12 protein-coding genes are annotated in these 15,588 nt (G+C 59.9%); all 12 read right to left on the bottom strand.

Annotated elements, in window-relative coordinates:
- Positions 1-5: 5 nt before the first annotated feature.
- Positions 6-314 carry a plasmid mobilization protein gene (gene mobC, locus ABGT73_RS13245; protein WP_346670342.1) on the bottom strand — a complete coding sequence of 103 codons (309 nt, stop codon included), beginning with the start codon at positions 312-314 and terminating at the stop codon, positions 6-8.
- Between the two features lie 139 nt (positions 315-453).
- Entirely contained in the window at positions 454-792 is a 339-nt protein-coding gene (locus ABGT73_RS13240; protein ID WP_346670125.1) for a hypothetical protein, read from the bottom strand.
- A 165-nt stretch (positions 793-957) separates the two neighbouring features.
- Positions 958-1,713 (bottom strand): DNA methyltransferase, encoded by a 756-nt coding sequence (locus ABGT73_RS13235; RefSeq protein ID WP_346670341.1) that lies wholly within the window; start codon positions 1,711-1,713, stop codon positions 958-960.
- 76 nt (positions 1,714-1,789) lie between these two features.
- Complete coding sequence (locus tag ABGT73_RS13230) at positions 1,790-2,887, bottom strand: hypothetical protein (RefSeq protein WP_346670124.1); 1,098 nt, start codon at positions 2,885-2,887, stop codon at positions 1,790-1,792.
- Positions 2,888-2,892: 5 nt separating this feature from the next.
- Entirely contained in the window at positions 2,893-3,837 is a 945-nt protein-coding gene (locus ABGT73_RS13225; RefSeq protein ID WP_346670123.1) for a DUF3991 domain-containing protein, read from the bottom strand.
- 43 nt (positions 3,838-3,880) lie between these two features.
- On the bottom strand, positions 3,881-5,023 hold the full coding sequence (metK, locus tag ABGT73_RS13220) for a methionine adenosyltransferase (RefSeq protein ID WP_346670122.1): 1,143 nt from the start codon (positions 5,021-5,023) through the stop codon (positions 3,881-3,883).
- Positions 5,024-5,046: 23 nt separating this feature from the next.
- Positions 5,047-11,403 carry a SpaA isopeptide-forming pilin-related protein gene (locus tag ABGT73_RS13215; RefSeq protein ID WP_346670121.1) on the bottom strand — a complete coding sequence of 2,119 codons (6,357 nt, stop codon included), beginning with the start codon at positions 11,401-11,403 and terminating at the stop codon, positions 5,047-5,049.
- A 93-nt stretch (positions 11,404-11,496) separates the two neighbouring features.
- Positions 11,497-11,970: a gamma-glutamylcyclotransferase family protein gene (locus ABGT73_RS13210; protein ID WP_346670120.1), complete on the bottom strand. Its 474-nt coding sequence runs from the start codon at positions 11,968-11,970 to the stop codon at positions 11,497-11,499.
- A 12-nt stretch (positions 11,971-11,982) separates the two neighbouring features.
- The gene (locus ABGT73_RS13205) at positions 11,983-12,951 is read right to left on the bottom strand and encodes an amidoligase family protein (RefSeq protein ID WP_346670340.1); all 969 of its coding nucleotides are present in this window, start codon (positions 12,949-12,951) and stop codon (positions 11,983-11,985) included.
- Positions 12,941-14,047 (bottom strand): DNA (cytosine-5-)-methyltransferase, encoded by a 1,107-nt coding sequence (gene dcm, locus ABGT73_RS13200; protein WP_346670119.1) that lies wholly within the window; start codon positions 14,045-14,047, stop codon positions 12,941-12,943. Before dcm ends, ABGT73_RS13205 begins: the two co-directional genes overlap by 11 nt.
- 19 nt (positions 14,048-14,066) lie before the next feature.
- On the bottom strand, positions 14,067-14,474 hold the full coding sequence (locus ABGT73_RS13195) for a hypothetical protein (protein ID WP_346670118.1): 408 nt from the start codon (positions 14,472-14,474) through the stop codon (positions 14,067-14,069).
- A 170-nt stretch (positions 14,475-14,644) separates the two neighbouring features.
- Complete coding sequence (locus ABGT73_RS13190; RefSeq protein ID WP_346670117.1) at positions 14,645-15,532, bottom strand: DUF6017 domain-containing protein; 888 nt, start codon at positions 15,530-15,532, stop codon at positions 14,645-14,647.
- Positions 15,533-15,588: the final 56 nt, after the last annotated feature.

Here is a 15,588-nt window from a genome sequence, read left to right as displayed (position 1 = left end):
CGACATCACCAGTTTTCTTTGACGACGCGGTAGACCTCCGCGGCCAGTGCCGTCATTTTGTCCACACTTTCCTGCCCGGCCACGCCGGTGCTGTTCGCGCGGTGGGCCAGTTGGTTGGCGTTGTTGCAGAGGCCCGCCACCTTGCGCAACAGGTCGGCGTGATGCGTGCAGGGGCGCGGATGAAGTTCAGCCCCCATGATTAATGCGCGCAGGTATTCTTCGCGCGACAGACCGCTCAGTTCGGATTGGCGGTCGAGATGGCGCAGTTCCTGTTCATTGAGCCGCAACGCGATCTGATGGTTTCGTTTGCGGATGATCTCACCTCCCAGTGGCATATTCGGATGGCCGCCAGGCGGCATACGGGGTTTGGGGCATCCCCAAAACAAGCGTTTGGACGTCCAAACGCTATGCTTGCAAAACTTGCCAGCAGGTAATGCGCCAGCCGGTAGGGCCTCAGCAGGGGAGCGCTTCTCCCTGTTCCGCCGCTACGCGCTGGCCATCCAGATCGGTCACGATGCGCCCGTACTTCTGCGCCAGGCCGATCTGGGCGGCGGTCGTTGCGTCAGTCCTGCGCCCGCAAAACACCAAAAGCGGGCTGCGCAGGATTTTTTCGCGCACGATCTCGTTGTAATCCGCCCGCTCGGTGGGGTCGGCCAGCACCAGATACTGCCCATCCTGCAACGGCGGGCAGACCGGCACATAGCCGAGTTCGTAAAGTTCTCGGCAATAACGGCGTAATGTTTCAGATTTTGTGGTGGATGCGGCACAGATAAAGGCCCAGGGACGTTTCATAGTACATTTCCTTTCTCTATAAAAACCGGGTGCAGGAGGTTTGTTATATAATGTGTAACAAACCTCTGCGCACCGTACAATGAAAATTGCGGGTAGGATTCCAATAGGAATCCTACCCGCTCGGTTTACTTCTGTGGATGGATTCCTATTGGAATCCACCCCGGATCATTTGGCATTTTCTCTCGCTGCCAACGCAAATTTCACCCGATCGGAACCGAGTTTGTAGTAGGCGGCCGTTTTTTCAATGCCGACCGCCTCGTACCCTTCGCGCACCGCGGCCAGGATCGTGGTACCCGCCCCGGCAAACGGATCGAAAATGCGCCCGCCCGGCTCGCAGATCTGGACGATGTCGCGCATGAGCGGCAGCGATTTCTCGGTCACATGGATACGCCCGCCGCTGGCCGGATTGCTATACCGGAACACGCCGGGCAGGCAGCCGACGTTGCGCTGCAAGGGCATGGCTTCTTTGGAACCCCAGACGATGAACTCCGCCTGCTGGCGGAAGCGTCCTTTCTGCGGGCGGCAGGTCGCTTTGTCCCACACAGCGATGCCGCGCCAGATCCAGCCCGAACGCTGCAAGGCGTCGGTCATGGACGGCAGCTGCCGCCAGTCGATGAACAGGCAGATGGGCGCGCCGGGCCGGCACAAGCGGTAGGCTTCGTTCAGCCAGTCCGTCATGAAGTTCGTCCAGCTGCGCTGGTCCATCTGGTCACCGGCAAAATCGGGCAATGCCTTGTCCGGGGACATCGAACTGTATTTCTGGGAGGTGGTTTTGGTTTTTTCGGCGGGTGTACTCCCGCCCGAGGCATAGGGCGGGTCGGTGATGACGGCGTCAAACACGCCGTCCTGCATCTGGCGCATCAGGCGCAGGCAGTCGCCGTGCAAAATCGTCCAGCCGTCGCCGCCGGCGTGTTCGGGCATTTCAAACTTGGGCTGCGGTCCAAATACAATATTGGTTTCGGGTGTTTTGGTCAAAGGCATCTTCCTTTCTATTCGTTTATCGTTCAGGCAACGAGGGGAATTTCGGTGTTTCGTTGATATACAGCCGGGCACCGTTTCCGTTGATCGCCAGCACATCCGTGATGGGATTATCCACAGTGCTTCCAGGTAATATGAATGCATTTCCCGAAAGGTAGACTGCACCCGCCACCGTTCCCATGACGGTGGCATTGCCTTCCACTACGGGAGCATATTCCGTGCCGAAATTTTTCGTAACCAAGCCACTGCCACAAACGCGTGCATTTCCCTTAACTGTACCGGCCATCACAACAGCATCATCTTTCACGCAGGCTGAATCACCGATTTCAGTCTCGCCGCAAACCAGCGCCGATTCACATACATAGGCATGGCCTGTCAGAGCAGCGTTCTTCGTCACACGCGCGTCATCACAGCAGATAGCTTCTCCGTAGATCCACGCTGCGTCTTTTTCCTGAGACAAATTATTTTCGCTCTGGATATAACCGCCCATTGTACCGGGTCCCACTGTTTTGGTAACTTGCCGCAGCGCCCGAATGCGGTGCAGCTCCGGGTAAACCGGGTGGGCGATGTCGGTGATCTCGTACTTCTTGTCAGGACGCCGTATCCGATTGCCGCCCCCTGCTGCTGCCACATCCGCCGCAGATCGTTCGACCTGCGATTTGCACTCAACCGGTACCACCCTAAATTCAAAGTTATCCGGCTGCCAGAAGTGGACGTTGAGGCAACCATTTTCAACCGCGATGTCGCGCTGCTCAAAGCCCTCGCCCCAGCCGTCCGAATACTGGCCGGAGAGATACTCCTGCAGGTCATTCCAGCCGCGTTCGGTCAGGTCCGCATCCACCACAACGGTGGCGCAACCGCACAGTTCACCGCCGTGTTCCTCCACCGAGATTCGGATGCTTTTCACATGAGCAGCCAGGTAGGATTCGCTCTCGCCGTCGAGATACTGTTCCAGGTGGTCGCCCTCCCGCTCGATCTGCTCGGAGATGGCTGCTGCGTAGGCGGACAGTTCCCGCCCGCGCAGTTCCACGAGCTCATCTTCCTGACAGAACTCGCTATCGACCGGCAGAAGTTCCGCCGTCAGCGGAGAATACAGTTTGAAGGTCAGATTTTCCATAGCGTTCACCTCGCATTGTATTTGTTTTGCTTTCTTGCACAACTTTTCACCTTGCCTTTTGTGCGGTATTCCAGTGCCGCCTGCGCCAGATCGGCATAGTCGAAGCCCCCGATGGGCGGCAGGCGAACAGCCACCCGGTACCGCTCGCCGTACAGCCGGGCCAGTGCCGCAGCGGCGGCGCGGCCGGGCAGGTCGTTGTCCAGGCAGAACTCGATGCGGTTCACCTGCGGGTGGCGGCGCAAAAATTCTTCCAGAGCAGCGGGCGGGTGGATGGGTTTGCCATCTTCCGGCGCGTAGATACCGCCCAAAGACAGCCGGTATTTGTCCGCCGCATCCCCGGCCAACGTCATCTCGGCCATGGCGTCGATGGCCGCTTCAAACACAGCCACCGTTCCGCTTTCCTGCGCAGGTTCGATACAAAACCCAAACCGTTTGTCACTGCCGGTGGATTCTGCTTTGAATTGTTTACCGTAGGTGTAGGTGCCGCGCAGCGCGGCATACTTCGGCACACCGTCCGCATCCCGGCCCACAAACACACAGTTGTGGTAGGGCAGGCTCTCATACAGAATGCCGGCTTGCAGACAGTGGTCGATCACAGCCTGTGAGATGCCCCGGCAGCGCAGGTAGGCTTCCACCCGCGTGGCGGTCGGAGATTTTGGCGGCAGTTCAAACGGCGGGCGCCGGTGTTCCACTTCCAGATGGTTTTGCGGTGTAAATACCGGCTGCTCGTCACAGAGCAGACGTACCGCTTCTACAAAGGAACACCCCTCCACATGGAGCAGATAATCCAGCGCCGATTTGCCGCCGATACCCCGGCTTTTCCAGTGCCAGAGGCTGCTTTCACCGTTGATCTTGAAGCTGTCATGGCTTTTCAGTTCAAACTCACCATGCGCGCTGCTCTTGACCAAATCACCGGCTCGGTAGCGGCGCAAAAACTCAATGGCCGTCATCCTCCGTGCGGCGGCGACCTGTTCTTTGGTAACGCCGGGCATTTTAGATTAGGGTTGCCATCAGCAGGCCGGTGCGGTCGAGTTTCTCCCAGGGCAGGTCGTCCCGGCCAAAGTGCCCGCCCACCGCCGTGCGGGCGTAGATGGGCCGTTGCAGGTCCAGTTCGGTAATGATCCCGGCCGGGGTCAGGTCAAACGTCGTCTGCACCGCCACCGCCAGACAGTCATCCTCGCAGAGCAGGCCGGTGCCGAAGGTATTGACTTCCACCGCCAGCGGCTTGGCCATGCCGATGGCGTAGGTCAGCGTGACCTGGCACCGCCGTGCCAGACCGCTGGCCACGATGTTTTTGGCCACACACCGCGCCATGTACGCGCCGCTGCGGTCGAGCTTGGTCGGGTCTTTGCCGGAAAACGCCCCGCCGCCGATGGGCACGAACGGGCCGTAGGCATCCACAGCCAGCTTGCGGCCGGTCAGGCCGGTGTCGGCATCCGGGCCGCCCAACACAAACCGCCCGCCAGGGTTGATGAGAAGTTCCAGGCTGTCGTCAAAGGGCAAGCCTTTGAGCGCCGGCAGGACGACATCCTGCCAGACCTGTTCCGTGAGGTCGGCGGGGGCCACGTCGGGCGCGTGCTGGAAAGACACCACGACGCGCGCCACTCGCACGGGTACATCGTCCTCGTACTCGACGACCGCCATCGCCTTGCCGTCTGGGCCGAGGCCCGGCACTGCGCCGGTCAGCCGGGCCAGCGTCAGGCAGCTGGTCAGGCGGTGCGCCAGCACCACCGGCAGTGGCAGCATTTCGGGCGTTTCATCGGTGGCGTACCCTACCACCACGCACTGGTCGCCCGCGCCGATGGCATCGGGGTCTCCTCTTGTGTCCAGCGGGTCATTGATGGCGGCTTCGATATCGGGGCTTTGGGGATGGATCAGGCTTTGGATCTCAAAATCTTTGGGATCGTACCCAGCGTTTTCCAGCGCGTCGCGGGTCAGTTTGCCCACGTCCGGCATCGCGGCGGCGCTGATCTCGCCCGCCAGGAGGATGTGGCCTTTGGTCGCCAGCACTTCGCAGGCCACACGGCCGTTGCAGTCAAGGGCCAGACAGCCGTCCAGCACGGTGTCTGCGATCTGGTCGCAGAGTTTATCGGGATGGCCGCCTGTTACGGATTCAGCGGAATAAAAATGCGTCATACGTTTCTCCTTATGAAATAATGTTACTCACGTTCGTTTTCCGGCTCGTCGAGGGGTTCGAGCTGCGGGTCGGGATCATCGTCCTGCTGGCGGGAACGGCGCGACGCCGTCACCACCACAAGGCCCAACAATGCCGCCAGCGCCGCCGTCAGCACCGCGATCAACGGGAAGCTGTCGCCCGTCTGCGGGATGCTCGGCATCGGGGTCGGCGTCGGCGTTTCTGCCGGATGCTCCGGCGTGGGCGTCGGTGTGGGGGCCGGGGTGCTGGGCGGCGTCTGCGGTGCCGGCGCGTCGCGCATGACGACGGTTCCGTCCTCCATCTTCTCCCAGCGGTCAAAGATGAACAGGTCCTTGCCCGTGCAAACATAAACATCGTTCTCATCCAACAGGTCGCCATCACTGTCCATGCGCGGTACCAGCTTAAAGCGGATGCTCTCTGCAATGGTGTAGCCATCGGGCGCGGACTGCTCGGACAGGGTATAGACGGTATCGAAAGACAGGCCGCGAATTTCGGTAGGCTTGTCACCACTGACCCACTTGCGCACGATGTTGCCGTCTTTGTCGGAGATCGTCAGCGTCGCACCGGGCAGCTCATCGTCGCCGGTCAACTGCCGCTTGCTGACAAAGAACGAGGTGGCGTCGTTGAGGAAGGTGTGCTCAAGCTCAATCACGGGCGTGTCGCCGTCTTTGTAGACAAACTCGAACTCCTGCTCCGGCGCGTCCAGGAAATAGCCTTGCGGCGGACGCAGCTCCACAATGCGGTACTTGCCGCTGTTGACGGTAGTGTTTTCGGGAATCTGCACGCCATCCATACCATAGAACTGCCCGCGCAGCGGGAAGTCGCAGGTAAAGGTGGTGTGGCCGTTGGCATCGGTCGGGGCCGAGGTGGCGATGAGATCACCTGCATGGAACAGGAGGTAACCTGTGGTGCTGAAAATATCATCCACCGTGATAAGGTTGTATACGGCACCGGCCACGAGTTCGTTCGTCTTGACGTCGCGCTTGTAAATATCAAGCTGCGGCTTCACGCGCTCGTTGTAGAAGTGCAGCACCTGCGCTTCGATTTCGGCGTCAGCGGCATCTTTGACGTTCATGACCGTGTACATATTGGCCTGCGGGGAAGAACCATCATCGGGATTGTTCACGATGGAAGAAGCCAGTACAACATCATTGAGCTGGTTGTCCCAAACAAAAGTGACGTCATAACTTTGCGCCGTGCCGGTGAAGCCATAGGGCGGCGCGGTCTCTTCGACGTGATAACTGCCCAGGGGCAGGGTCACCGAGACCTCCCCCACGGTGCCGTCGTGGATCACGCTCAAGAAATCGTAGGTAGAGTTGGTGCGTCCGGGCGCAAAAGCGGTAATGTCGCTGGTGCCGTCGCCAGTGCGGACAACGGCCACAACGTCACCTTTGGCGTACCAAAGAGTTCTGTTTCCGTTGGCATCCGTCTGGCGGTCTTGCGTGTAGATGTCCTCTGCGGCCGTGATGGTATATTCTGCGTAGGGGATGGGGCGTTCTTCATATACAAAGTGACCGGGGCGCGCTTCGCCGGAAAACTCCGGGTCAAAGGTGCCGCCCTCGTCCTCCTGCCAGCCGGTCAGTACCGGGCCGGTCTTGCGGATTTTCAGAACCCCCAGCGTCTCGTTGTTGCGGTAATCTTCGTCGATCACCAGGATGTCTTGGCTGTTCTCGCTGTCATCGCCTGTGGCCTTGTAGGCGCGTTCTGTGGAGACCTCAAAATCAACATAGAACGTGCCGTCTGCAAAGCGCCCGGTGTCGTCGATGAACAGGTGGCCGTCATCGTACACCGCGCTGGCTGCCCACTCGTTGTAGAAGCCGTTGGGGCCGTTGACCTCCACCAGTCGGTAGTGGCCAAGCGGCAGCTTTTCGGGCAGAACCAGCATACCAGTGTCATCGGTGTAGAAGGTGTCAACGTCTTTCGGCATTGCCGGGTCGGTGGTGTCGGTCATCGTGACCAGTTTTGCATGGCCCTCGTCGTCGTAGATATGGTTGCCCATATCGTCCATCCAGTAAATCTGGAATGCAGTGTCTTTGAGCAGCACTGCTTTGCCGGTCTCGTCGTCGATCTTGGTAACGCGCAGGTAAACCTCGATTTCTTCATCAAGAACCGTGTACTTCTGATAGCTGTTCGACGGAACCTGCACGGCATCCTTGGGATTGGCCATGGCCGATTGAGGGTTGGTCTCGTCGGTCGGGTCGATGTCCACAATGAACGGCTCTGCCTGGAACACGTCTTTCGGCGTGGTGGTTTCAACGACTAAATATTGCCCGTAGGGCAAACCCTGCACGCGGATGTTGCCGCTATCATTGGAGAAAATCTCTGCCAGTTGATACTCGGCGGGGCGGCCCGTCGAAACCCAGCCGTCGCCAGAACCGTTTTTGAAGTCACCAGCTTCGGTCAGCGTCGCATTGTACGCGGCGATCTGCCCGGCGTCCACCTCGTAGGTCTTGGCAATAGCCTGCGCTTCACCCGAAAAATCATATTTCTGCGACAAATCGTCGTACTCCGGGTTGATGTAGGCGTCAAGGATGGACTGGATCATGTATTTGCCGCTGCGCGTGGTAGAGAACTGGTCTACTTTGGAAAGGTCAGAAATCAAGTAAAAAGTAAAGCCTGCACCTTCCAGTTCGATACCATCCGAGCTGCCGGTGCTGGAAACGTGTTTGGACAACTCGACGTTGCCTTTCATCACCTGGTCTTGCGATTCGGCCAGCGCGTTGTCCCGATGAATGTGGTAGTTGTCGCTGTAATCGGTGGTGTCGCGCTGCTCGCCCTCGGCCTGGCGATTATCCTCAAAGGCGGTCTTTTCGACGTACCAGCCTTCATCCGAGTACGCCGGGGTGATGTAGTAGTTGTGCTCATCGCAGAGGTAGCCCTTGGCGTAGCTCTCGTAGTAGCCGTCATAGGTCTTGCTGCTGTCCAACGCCTTGCTCTGACCGATGTACGACCACTGATTTTTGTAAACGTAATCGCTGTATTGCCCGTCGCCATTGGTGGCCAGCGGCGACGTGGTGCCGGTCGGCTCCTTGGTCTTGGCGTCGATGTCGGGATAGGTGCCAGAGAGCTTAAATGCGTCACCGTCAACGGGAATGACGACGCCGGTGCCACGCTCCACGATGTAATACTTGCCCAAATACAGGTTGCTGAAAGTCAGCCAGCCGTCTTTGATTTCTGCACTGGCGACCAGATGATCTTTGGCCAACACGGGCAGGTAGTCGTCGTGCCACACCCCGGCGTTGTCCCGGATGGTGGTGTGCCAGATGGGCGTGCCGTCGGGGTAGGTGATCTTGCTGTAGTCCACCGTGCCGGTCACGCCGTCAGGATGCTGGATGTCCTCGGCGGCATAGAGGTCATATATCGCGCCGTCCAGCCGGGCATCCGCATGGGCCTGGCCGCTGGCCAGCGCATCACCGTCCGTGTCACGGCCGCCAACATAGCGCACGGCGTCCAAGTCCACCTTGGACAGAGAAATTTCGCCAATCGTGCGGTCGTTCTGCATGACGCCGGTCTGCGGGGTCATGGTATAGCTGTCCTCGTTGGCAGCGGTGCCGGAACCGTCGGTATGGTAAGTACGGCCCGCGTCCTGGTACTGCACTTCGGCGGCAGGTTCTTCACTTGCCTTGTAGATGGTCACGGTGGTCTCGACGCCGCCGCTGGTCAGCAGCTTGGTGCCGCCAGTGTAGCTGGTGGCGATGTCGGCGCTGTAATGAGAGTTGTCCAGCGTGATGGTGCTGCTGTCGTTGGCAGCGGTGATCTCGATGTAGTAGCCGCGTTTGCCCAGCGGCGTGCCAGCGGTGCCTGGGTGCTCTACATCCGTCCAGTCGCCATAGTAGCCGGACGGCGCGCGGGTCTCGACGATCACGAACTTACCCTCGTTGCGCTGGGTGTAGTACATCGTGCGGCTGGTGTCATACTCGGTGCCATAGTTGGAGCTGTTGGCAACGGAGTAAGTTCCATCCGGGTTACGCACAACACTGTACTGGTTGTACCCGCCATACGGGATGAACTGTTGGGTGACGGTGTCCCACTCGTAGACTTCGTACAGGGCGTCCCCGGCAATCTGTTCGCCGGTTTCACTGTCCACTTTGACGAGGTTGACTTGCAGGCTCCACTCGTCGTTCTTCATGACATAATGGTTGCTGCTGTCCGCAGGCACCGTGATGTCCTGGTGGCTGCCCAGCGCGCCGTCAAATTCCTCAAAACCATACGGAATGTTGGTTTCGTCGTAGCTGAATACGATAGACGCCAGTTCGGCGCGAGCAGCGGCGATGGCGGCATCCACCATGCCCTGTGCTTCATTTTGCAGCTGCGAAATTGCATTGTTCTTGGCGGCTTCCGCGGCGGCGTTGGCTTCCTCCTGGGTGTCGTAGGGGCCCTCCTGGCCATTCAGACTGGTGGTGCTGGTCTTGGTGACCTCATAATGCACCGTCCAGGTGGTGGTGGCGTCACCGCCGTTGAGCTGGTAATTGTCGTCCTGCGTGTGGCCGCTGGTGGTCACCGTCTGCGCACCGGCAGGGGCCATTGTCCAGGTGCCGCCGTCGATGCTGCCGCCGGTCTTGCTGGGCGTGATCGTGATGGTGGCCCCATCTACCTTTTCGGCAGTTTCCAACTGCTGTTTGTCCGTGTTGACGGTAAAAGTCAGGTCGAAACTGCCGCTGGCGCTCTGCGGCGGGGCGCTCCAGTTGGCCGAATAATACTCGGCGCCGGGTGCGTCGGGGACTTCCTCGCCGCCGCCCTCCGCGGGGATCTCCTCGCCCACGATGGCGATGGTCTGCCAGGCATATCCGGCGGGCGGGGTGTAGATGTAGGTGTAGTAGCCGTTCTCACCGCTGTAAGCGGCAACCCCATTGCCGCTGCGTTGTTCGGCCAGCGCCTGGGCTGAGGCGCGGTAGGTCTGCGCAGCAAGGCTGTCTGGATAATGCTCCATGATCCACAGCTGGGTGTCGTCATAGTAACGGTAGGCGGTCTCCGCGGCATTTTCATCCGTCAGTCCGTAGGCCGAGACCGCTGTACCGCTGTGCTTTTCTTCCAGCAGGCCAAGCGACAGCTGATTGAGCCCGCCCCAGATATTCACCTGATTGGCATAGTGGTTACCGGGTGTGTATTGCCCCGGCTCCAACTTGGACACGTAGGCAAAGGTATATGTCGGGCAGCCGTTGGGCTGACCGTTCAAACCGTGGGAGCAGCAATAGGCCTCGAGCCCATTGAACCAAACCAGCCAGGTACCGCCCTCGAACGCAATCGAGGTGATCTTGCCGGTGGTGAACGGCGGTGTAGGCCCGGCTGCATAGGTGCTGATACCACCCTTTGCGGCGGTGATCGGGTTTGCGCCGCCGCCATCAGTCACTCTGACCTGGAGGCTTTTGCGCAGCTGCGCACCGTCCGGGGCAGTATATACAAATTCGGCAGTAAAATCCTGTGCGGCCTGCACATAGATGCCGCGCGCCGCCGCAGAGGTGTCTGCATAGGCAGCGTGCAGGATGTCCTCGGCTTCCTCTGCATCGGCGGTGTTGCCTTCATAGTCCAGCAGCGTCACGCCGTCCGGCAGGACGATCTCGGCCGTGCTGCCGTTGGCGGGGTATTCCACCTGGATCAGGAGGGGGACAATGGCATAGTCTTGGTCCGGCAGACGCTCCACCGTGATGATCTCGCCATCCGCATGGAGGGCCCCGGCGTCGATATGGGCGTCCACACCATCGTACAGGTCGGTCACCCATTCGGAGATGGAGATGCGCGTCTGACCAGTCGCAATAGGCAGGCCCATGCTGCCGATATAACTGCCGGTCGGTCTGTCCGGCAGGTCGCCGTAGAGGACATCGTAGATCTCGTCGTCATCCGGCGGCGCGCCGGTGTCCTCGGGCAGCTCCGGCTGCTCCATCGCCAGCTGCATCGAGGCGATCAGTGCCGCCAGGGCGGTGTAGGCGGCCTGCACCGCCTCGCCCTGCTGTTCTTCTTCGGGGATGGCATAGTACAAATCTTCGGCGGCGTACACCGGCGCAGACGCGGCATCGGATGTGGCAATCGCTTCGTTCAATGCAGCTTCCAAATCAGTGCTGTCCGGGTCAGCCTGCCAGGCGTCGCTCGCGGTGGCCCACTGGCGTACCGCAGCCAAAATCGATTCCCGATCCAGCGCGTTGACGGCATCCACAAAAGCCTGCGCTTCGGGGCTGAGCGCCGTTTCGGGTGTAGCATTCTCCGGCGTGGCCGCAGCGGTCACGGTCTTTGCGGCCGCCGGGTCGGAGCCGGGCGCAGCGTTGGCGGCCAGCGCAGTCGCGCCGGTGCTCGTCAACAGGCAGATGCCTGCCAAAAGCCCGGCTGCGGCACGCCGCCAGCCGTTGCGGTTGGTTTTGCAATTCATAAGCAAACTCCTTTGGCGTGAAAACAAAAAAAGCCCGCCGCACGGCTGGCAAAGCAACCATGCGGCGGGCGCGGGTCAATGGATGTTTATTCTTTATCTGGTGTTTTCGGGGCGTTTTCGCGGTACCTGTTGCGGCTGCATTTCTCTGGCCCGGGCTGCCGCTTGCAGTACCACACGCGGGTCAAACTCGGCTACCCGGTACCCCAGCAAAACCGTCCGCAAGTATGTGGAACTGGGCGGCTGCGCCCTCTCGCAATAGGGCGCGGTCATAACATACGCAACGGCTGTCTGCGGCCCGGCGTCCGTCTGTACCGTCAGGGTCTCTTTGGTGTACAGGTGCGGGTACCCCTCGTAGCGGTCAAGCGCCCGCTCATCGCGGTCGTTGACTTTCCAGAGGATGCCATCCACCCGGCCGCCCTCTTTGGGCAGGATGGTCAGCACACCGCAGCGGAAGGCCAGTTCATACCCTTCCAACACAGCCCGGGATACAAGCTGCGCCAGCGGGCAGAGGTTGTCCATCTGGACGATATTCAGGTTGGAGCCATAGGCAAAATACAGTTCTTTCAAAAAATCCCCCCTTCAGCGCGCGTCACTACCACGATTATGGCGGCGCTGGTAGCTTTCGTACTGGTTGCGGTCGCGCAGCCAGGCGGGGTCGCCGGGCAGACGCTTGAGCAGGTGCATCCGCACATTTTTGTATTCGGGGCCGATGAGGCCAAGGCGGAGCAAAAAAGTTCGGAACGTGAATGCAGGGTTATCCCCGACCGGCGTCTTGCGCGCCACCGTCTTTTCCAGGTTGATCGCCTGGGCCGACATGGCCAGCGCCAGCGTGATGTCGGCGCGGACTTCCCCGGCGTGGAGCGTGCTCTCAAAACAGCGCCACTCCACGGTGCCATGGTAAAACACCGAATGCAGATTGAGCGCGTAATACCGCGACCAGTTGTAATGGTCGTGCGCGCCGTCATGGCCTTCGTACCAGGCGCGGCGCAGTTGCCGCATCGTCAGGCCGGGCGGCATATTGCGGACCACTCTCACGACGTTTTCCCGCGACAGCTTGCAGTAACGCTCTACCCGGCGCTGTTGTGCCCCCAGTGCCGCAAAGATCAAATCCTCCTTGGAGTACATGATCGACAACAGATTCCGCAGGCTGCGCGGCGTGTGCTTACTGGCATCCACATGGACGTGCAGCCCACAGCTGGGGTTCACGACCGCCCCGGCATGGCGCAGCGCCCGCACGACTTCCTGCAGCTTGTCCATCTCGGCATATTCCAGCACCGGCGAGTTGAGCTCGACTTTGTAGGTCAAGTCATAAGCCGGTCCCTGCCGCCGGCCAACGCGCCGGGTGGCCTGGATGCTGCTGTCATAGACAAAGCGCCATTTCTTGCCGTCTGCGTCCTTAACTTCCCAAGGGTCGTAAACGCGGGATTCATGGGTCTGGCGGGCCGATGTGCCGAACAGTGCCGCCACCGCATCGGCAGCCTGCTGGCGCGTGATGCCCGTCATTTCGATCTCACAGCCAAACTTCTGGTCGCGGAAGTCAAGAGGCAGGGGCCGTGCCTCCGTTCAGTTCGGCATCCACCGCCGCCAGCCTGCGCCCGATGGCTTCCACCACGTTGACGGTCACGCCGTTGCCTGCCTGTTTGTAGGCCTGCCCCTCGCTGCTGACAGCCAGGATCTTGTCGATGCGGTCGTCCTGCCAGCCCTGCAGCCGCAGGCATTCCCGCGGCGTCAGGCGGCGGATGTGGCCGGCGAAGAAAACGCCGTGCCGATCCTTCGTCGTCAGCGTGAACATAGAGTCGTTGGGGCCACGCATCCGTCGAGGATTACGCCAAGGTGTGCTTACCAATGGCGTTCGCACGGGGCACGGCGCTTCCAATACCCCCATGTTCCCACCTGTCGTCAGCGTGTGGGCGATGCCATGCCCCACCCGGCCACGGCGGCGGTTGGTGGTGGCGTAGGCCAGGCTGATGCTGTCGCCGGGGTACGCCAGCTTATAGCCGGTTTTGGTCGCCTCTTTTACCGGGAAGCCTGCCCCCAGCCGTCGGGCAGCAGGCGTTTTTGTTGTGCCGGTGAAAGGTAGTATCTTTCCGGCACATCGCTCATCAAGAAATCCGACAATGTATACGCGGCGTCTTGACTGTGCAACGCCAAAATCCTGGCTGTTAAGCACCTGCCATTCGACATGGTACCCCAGTCGGTCCAGCGCATCGAGGATGGCTGCAAACGTCCGCCCGCCGTCATGCGATAGCAGGCCGGGAACATTTTCAAACAGCAGATAGCGAGGCTTCCGCGCTTCAGCCAGGCGGGCAAGTTCGAAGAAGAGGGTGCCGCGGGGATCTCCGAAGCCTTTGCGGTTTCCAGCCAGGCTGAAAGCCTGGCAAGGGAATCCGCCGCAGAGCAGGTCGAAGTCGGGCATGGTGTCGGGGTCGGCGTTTCTGGCATCTTCTGTGTACCACTCTCCTTTGCAGTCAAACAGGGCGCGGTAGCTGTGCTCGGCGTATTTGTCGCATTCGCAGTGTCCCACGCAGGTGAAACCGCTGGCACGGGTCAGCCCCTCGCGGAAGCCGCCGATGCCGGCAAACATATCGATAAATTGGATGGTGTTGCATTCCCCCTTAAACGAAAAATTGCCCGCTGTTTTCACAGCGGGCGATGGTCTTGTCTTACAGGAACTCGGCGTTCTCGGCAGGGTGTTCGCTGCCTTCGGCATCCGGCGCGGTATCCGGCATGGCCTTGGCTTCGTCCTCGATGGCCTGGGCTGCCTCGAATTCCTCATCCGCTTCCGCGAGCGCCTGCTCGATCAGGCGGATGACGAATTCTTTCTGGCTGAGCCTGCAGTGATAGACCTGCTCGTAGCGCGTCAGGTAGTCCTTGATCTGCTGGAAGAGTTCCTCACTGACCTGGAAGGCCAATGTCCGTGTTTTGCCCATGGTGGTTGCTCCCTTCGTGTAATGTTCCAAGATGATCTGTTCGATGAATTTGCTCATTGTGCTTTCGCTCTGCCGGATCTCCTCGGTGATGCGATTGTGCAAGTCGAGGGGGATCTTGCAGGTCAGGCCCTTGGTTTCCATAGTTTCTCCTTTCTTCATGCCTGCGTTGTTTTTACTTGCAATGCAAGCATACTCCAATGGATGGCAGATAGCTATACCAAAGCCTGACAAAGTTTTTTGGCAACAAAGATGCAAACAGAAGCAATACCAACAAGGGCGAAATGTACATCGGACGGTTCCTTTCGCGCCCATCATTCGGCAAGCATAGGCACCACCTCCTTCGTGGTTGCACTGCCGGTCGGTTCCGCCAGGTCATGGCTGACCAGCGCACTGTAGTAGCTGCTGATCGTCACCGGCGCGTTGTACAGCGTTGCCAGCAGGTATTGCTTGATGTTTTTTATTTTCGACGTGTTCTCGCGCAGGCACTTCAGCACAAAGCGGATGTGCTCGGCGTCCAGCTTGAGCAGCCGGGATTTGACCACCTCGGCCGGGAAGTCGGAGCCGCAGACGCGGGTGGTCTTGCGCCGGGTGCAGACGGTCTCGGTCATGAGCGCAACGATCTCGTCCAGCAGGTCGGTGTCCTCCGGGTTCTGTGCGGCCAGCAGCGGGTACTGGATGTTGTCGCGGATCAGGGCCCGATAATCCTCCACCCGCTCTGCGGGGCTCGGTTCGGTTCGCTTCGGTTCCGGCGGCGCGGCCGCCCGGAAAGGAATCGAATCGGTATTTTGTTGATCTGTATTTTGTTTTTCTATATTTCTTTGCGTTGGTTTTTCCGGCATCGGTTTTCCCGTTGTCGGATTTCCCGACGACGGTTTTTCCGATGACGGTTCCCCCGACGGCGGCCCCTGCGGCCGCTCGTAGATCGTGTATACATTGCCCGCAAACTTGCCGCCGCTGTCGGTGGTCTGGCGGCGGTGTATGTACCCGGCCCGTTCCAACTCATGGATGGCGGTGCGGATGGCGTCTTTGCTCTCCCGGTTGATGTAGCAAAGCCCTGCCAGCGTATAGTCCCAATCTTCCGGCAGCGAGAGCATCTGGGACAGCAGCCCCTTGGCCTTCAAGCTGAGGCGTTTGTCCCGCAGGTGATAGTTGCTCATGACGGTGTAGTCGCTGGTTCGTTCCACTCGAAATACAGCCATTTGAATCTCTCCTTCCTGTTATTTTGAAAAAAAGCCAAGATCCGCCCTGGCTGTAG

Source organism: uncultured Subdoligranulum sp. (assembly GCF_963931595.1).
Taxonomy (GTDB): Bacteria; Bacillota; Clostridia; order Oscillospirales; family Ruminococcaceae; genus Gemmiger.
This window is presented reverse-complemented; position numbering and strand designations above follow the sequence as displayed.

Coding starts and splice junctions, on each gene's coding strand:
- ABGT73_RS13240 (WP_346670125.1), bottom strand. CDS start 792: ATGAAACGTCCCTGGGCCTTTATCTGTGCCGCATCCACCACAAAATCT.
- ABGT73_RS13235 (WP_346670341.1), bottom strand. CDS start 1,713: ATGCCCGAACACGCCGGCGGCGACGGCTGGACGATTTTGCACGGCGAC.
- ABGT73_RS13230 (WP_346670124.1), bottom strand. CDS start 2,887: ATGGAAAATCTGACCTTCAAACTGTATTCTCCGCTGACGGCGGAACTT.
- ABGT73_RS13225 (WP_346670123.1), bottom strand. CDS start 3,837: ATGACGGCCATTGAGTTTTTGCGCCGCTACCGAGCCGGTGATTTGGTC.
- metK (WP_346670122.1), bottom strand. CDS start 5,023: ATGACGCATTTTTATTCCGCTGAATCCGTAACAGGCGGCCATCCCGAT.
- ABGT73_RS13215 (WP_346670121.1), bottom strand. CDS start 11,403: ATGAATTGCAAAACCAACCGCAACGGCTGGCGGCGTGCCGCAGCCGGG.
- ABGT73_RS13195 (WP_346670118.1), bottom strand. CDS start 14,474: ATGGAAACCAAGGGCCTGACCTGCAAGATCCCCCTCGACTTGCACAAT.
- ABGT73_RS13190 (WP_346670117.1), bottom strand. CDS start 15,532: ATGGCTGTATTTCGAGTGGAACGAACCAGCGACTACACCGTCATGAGC.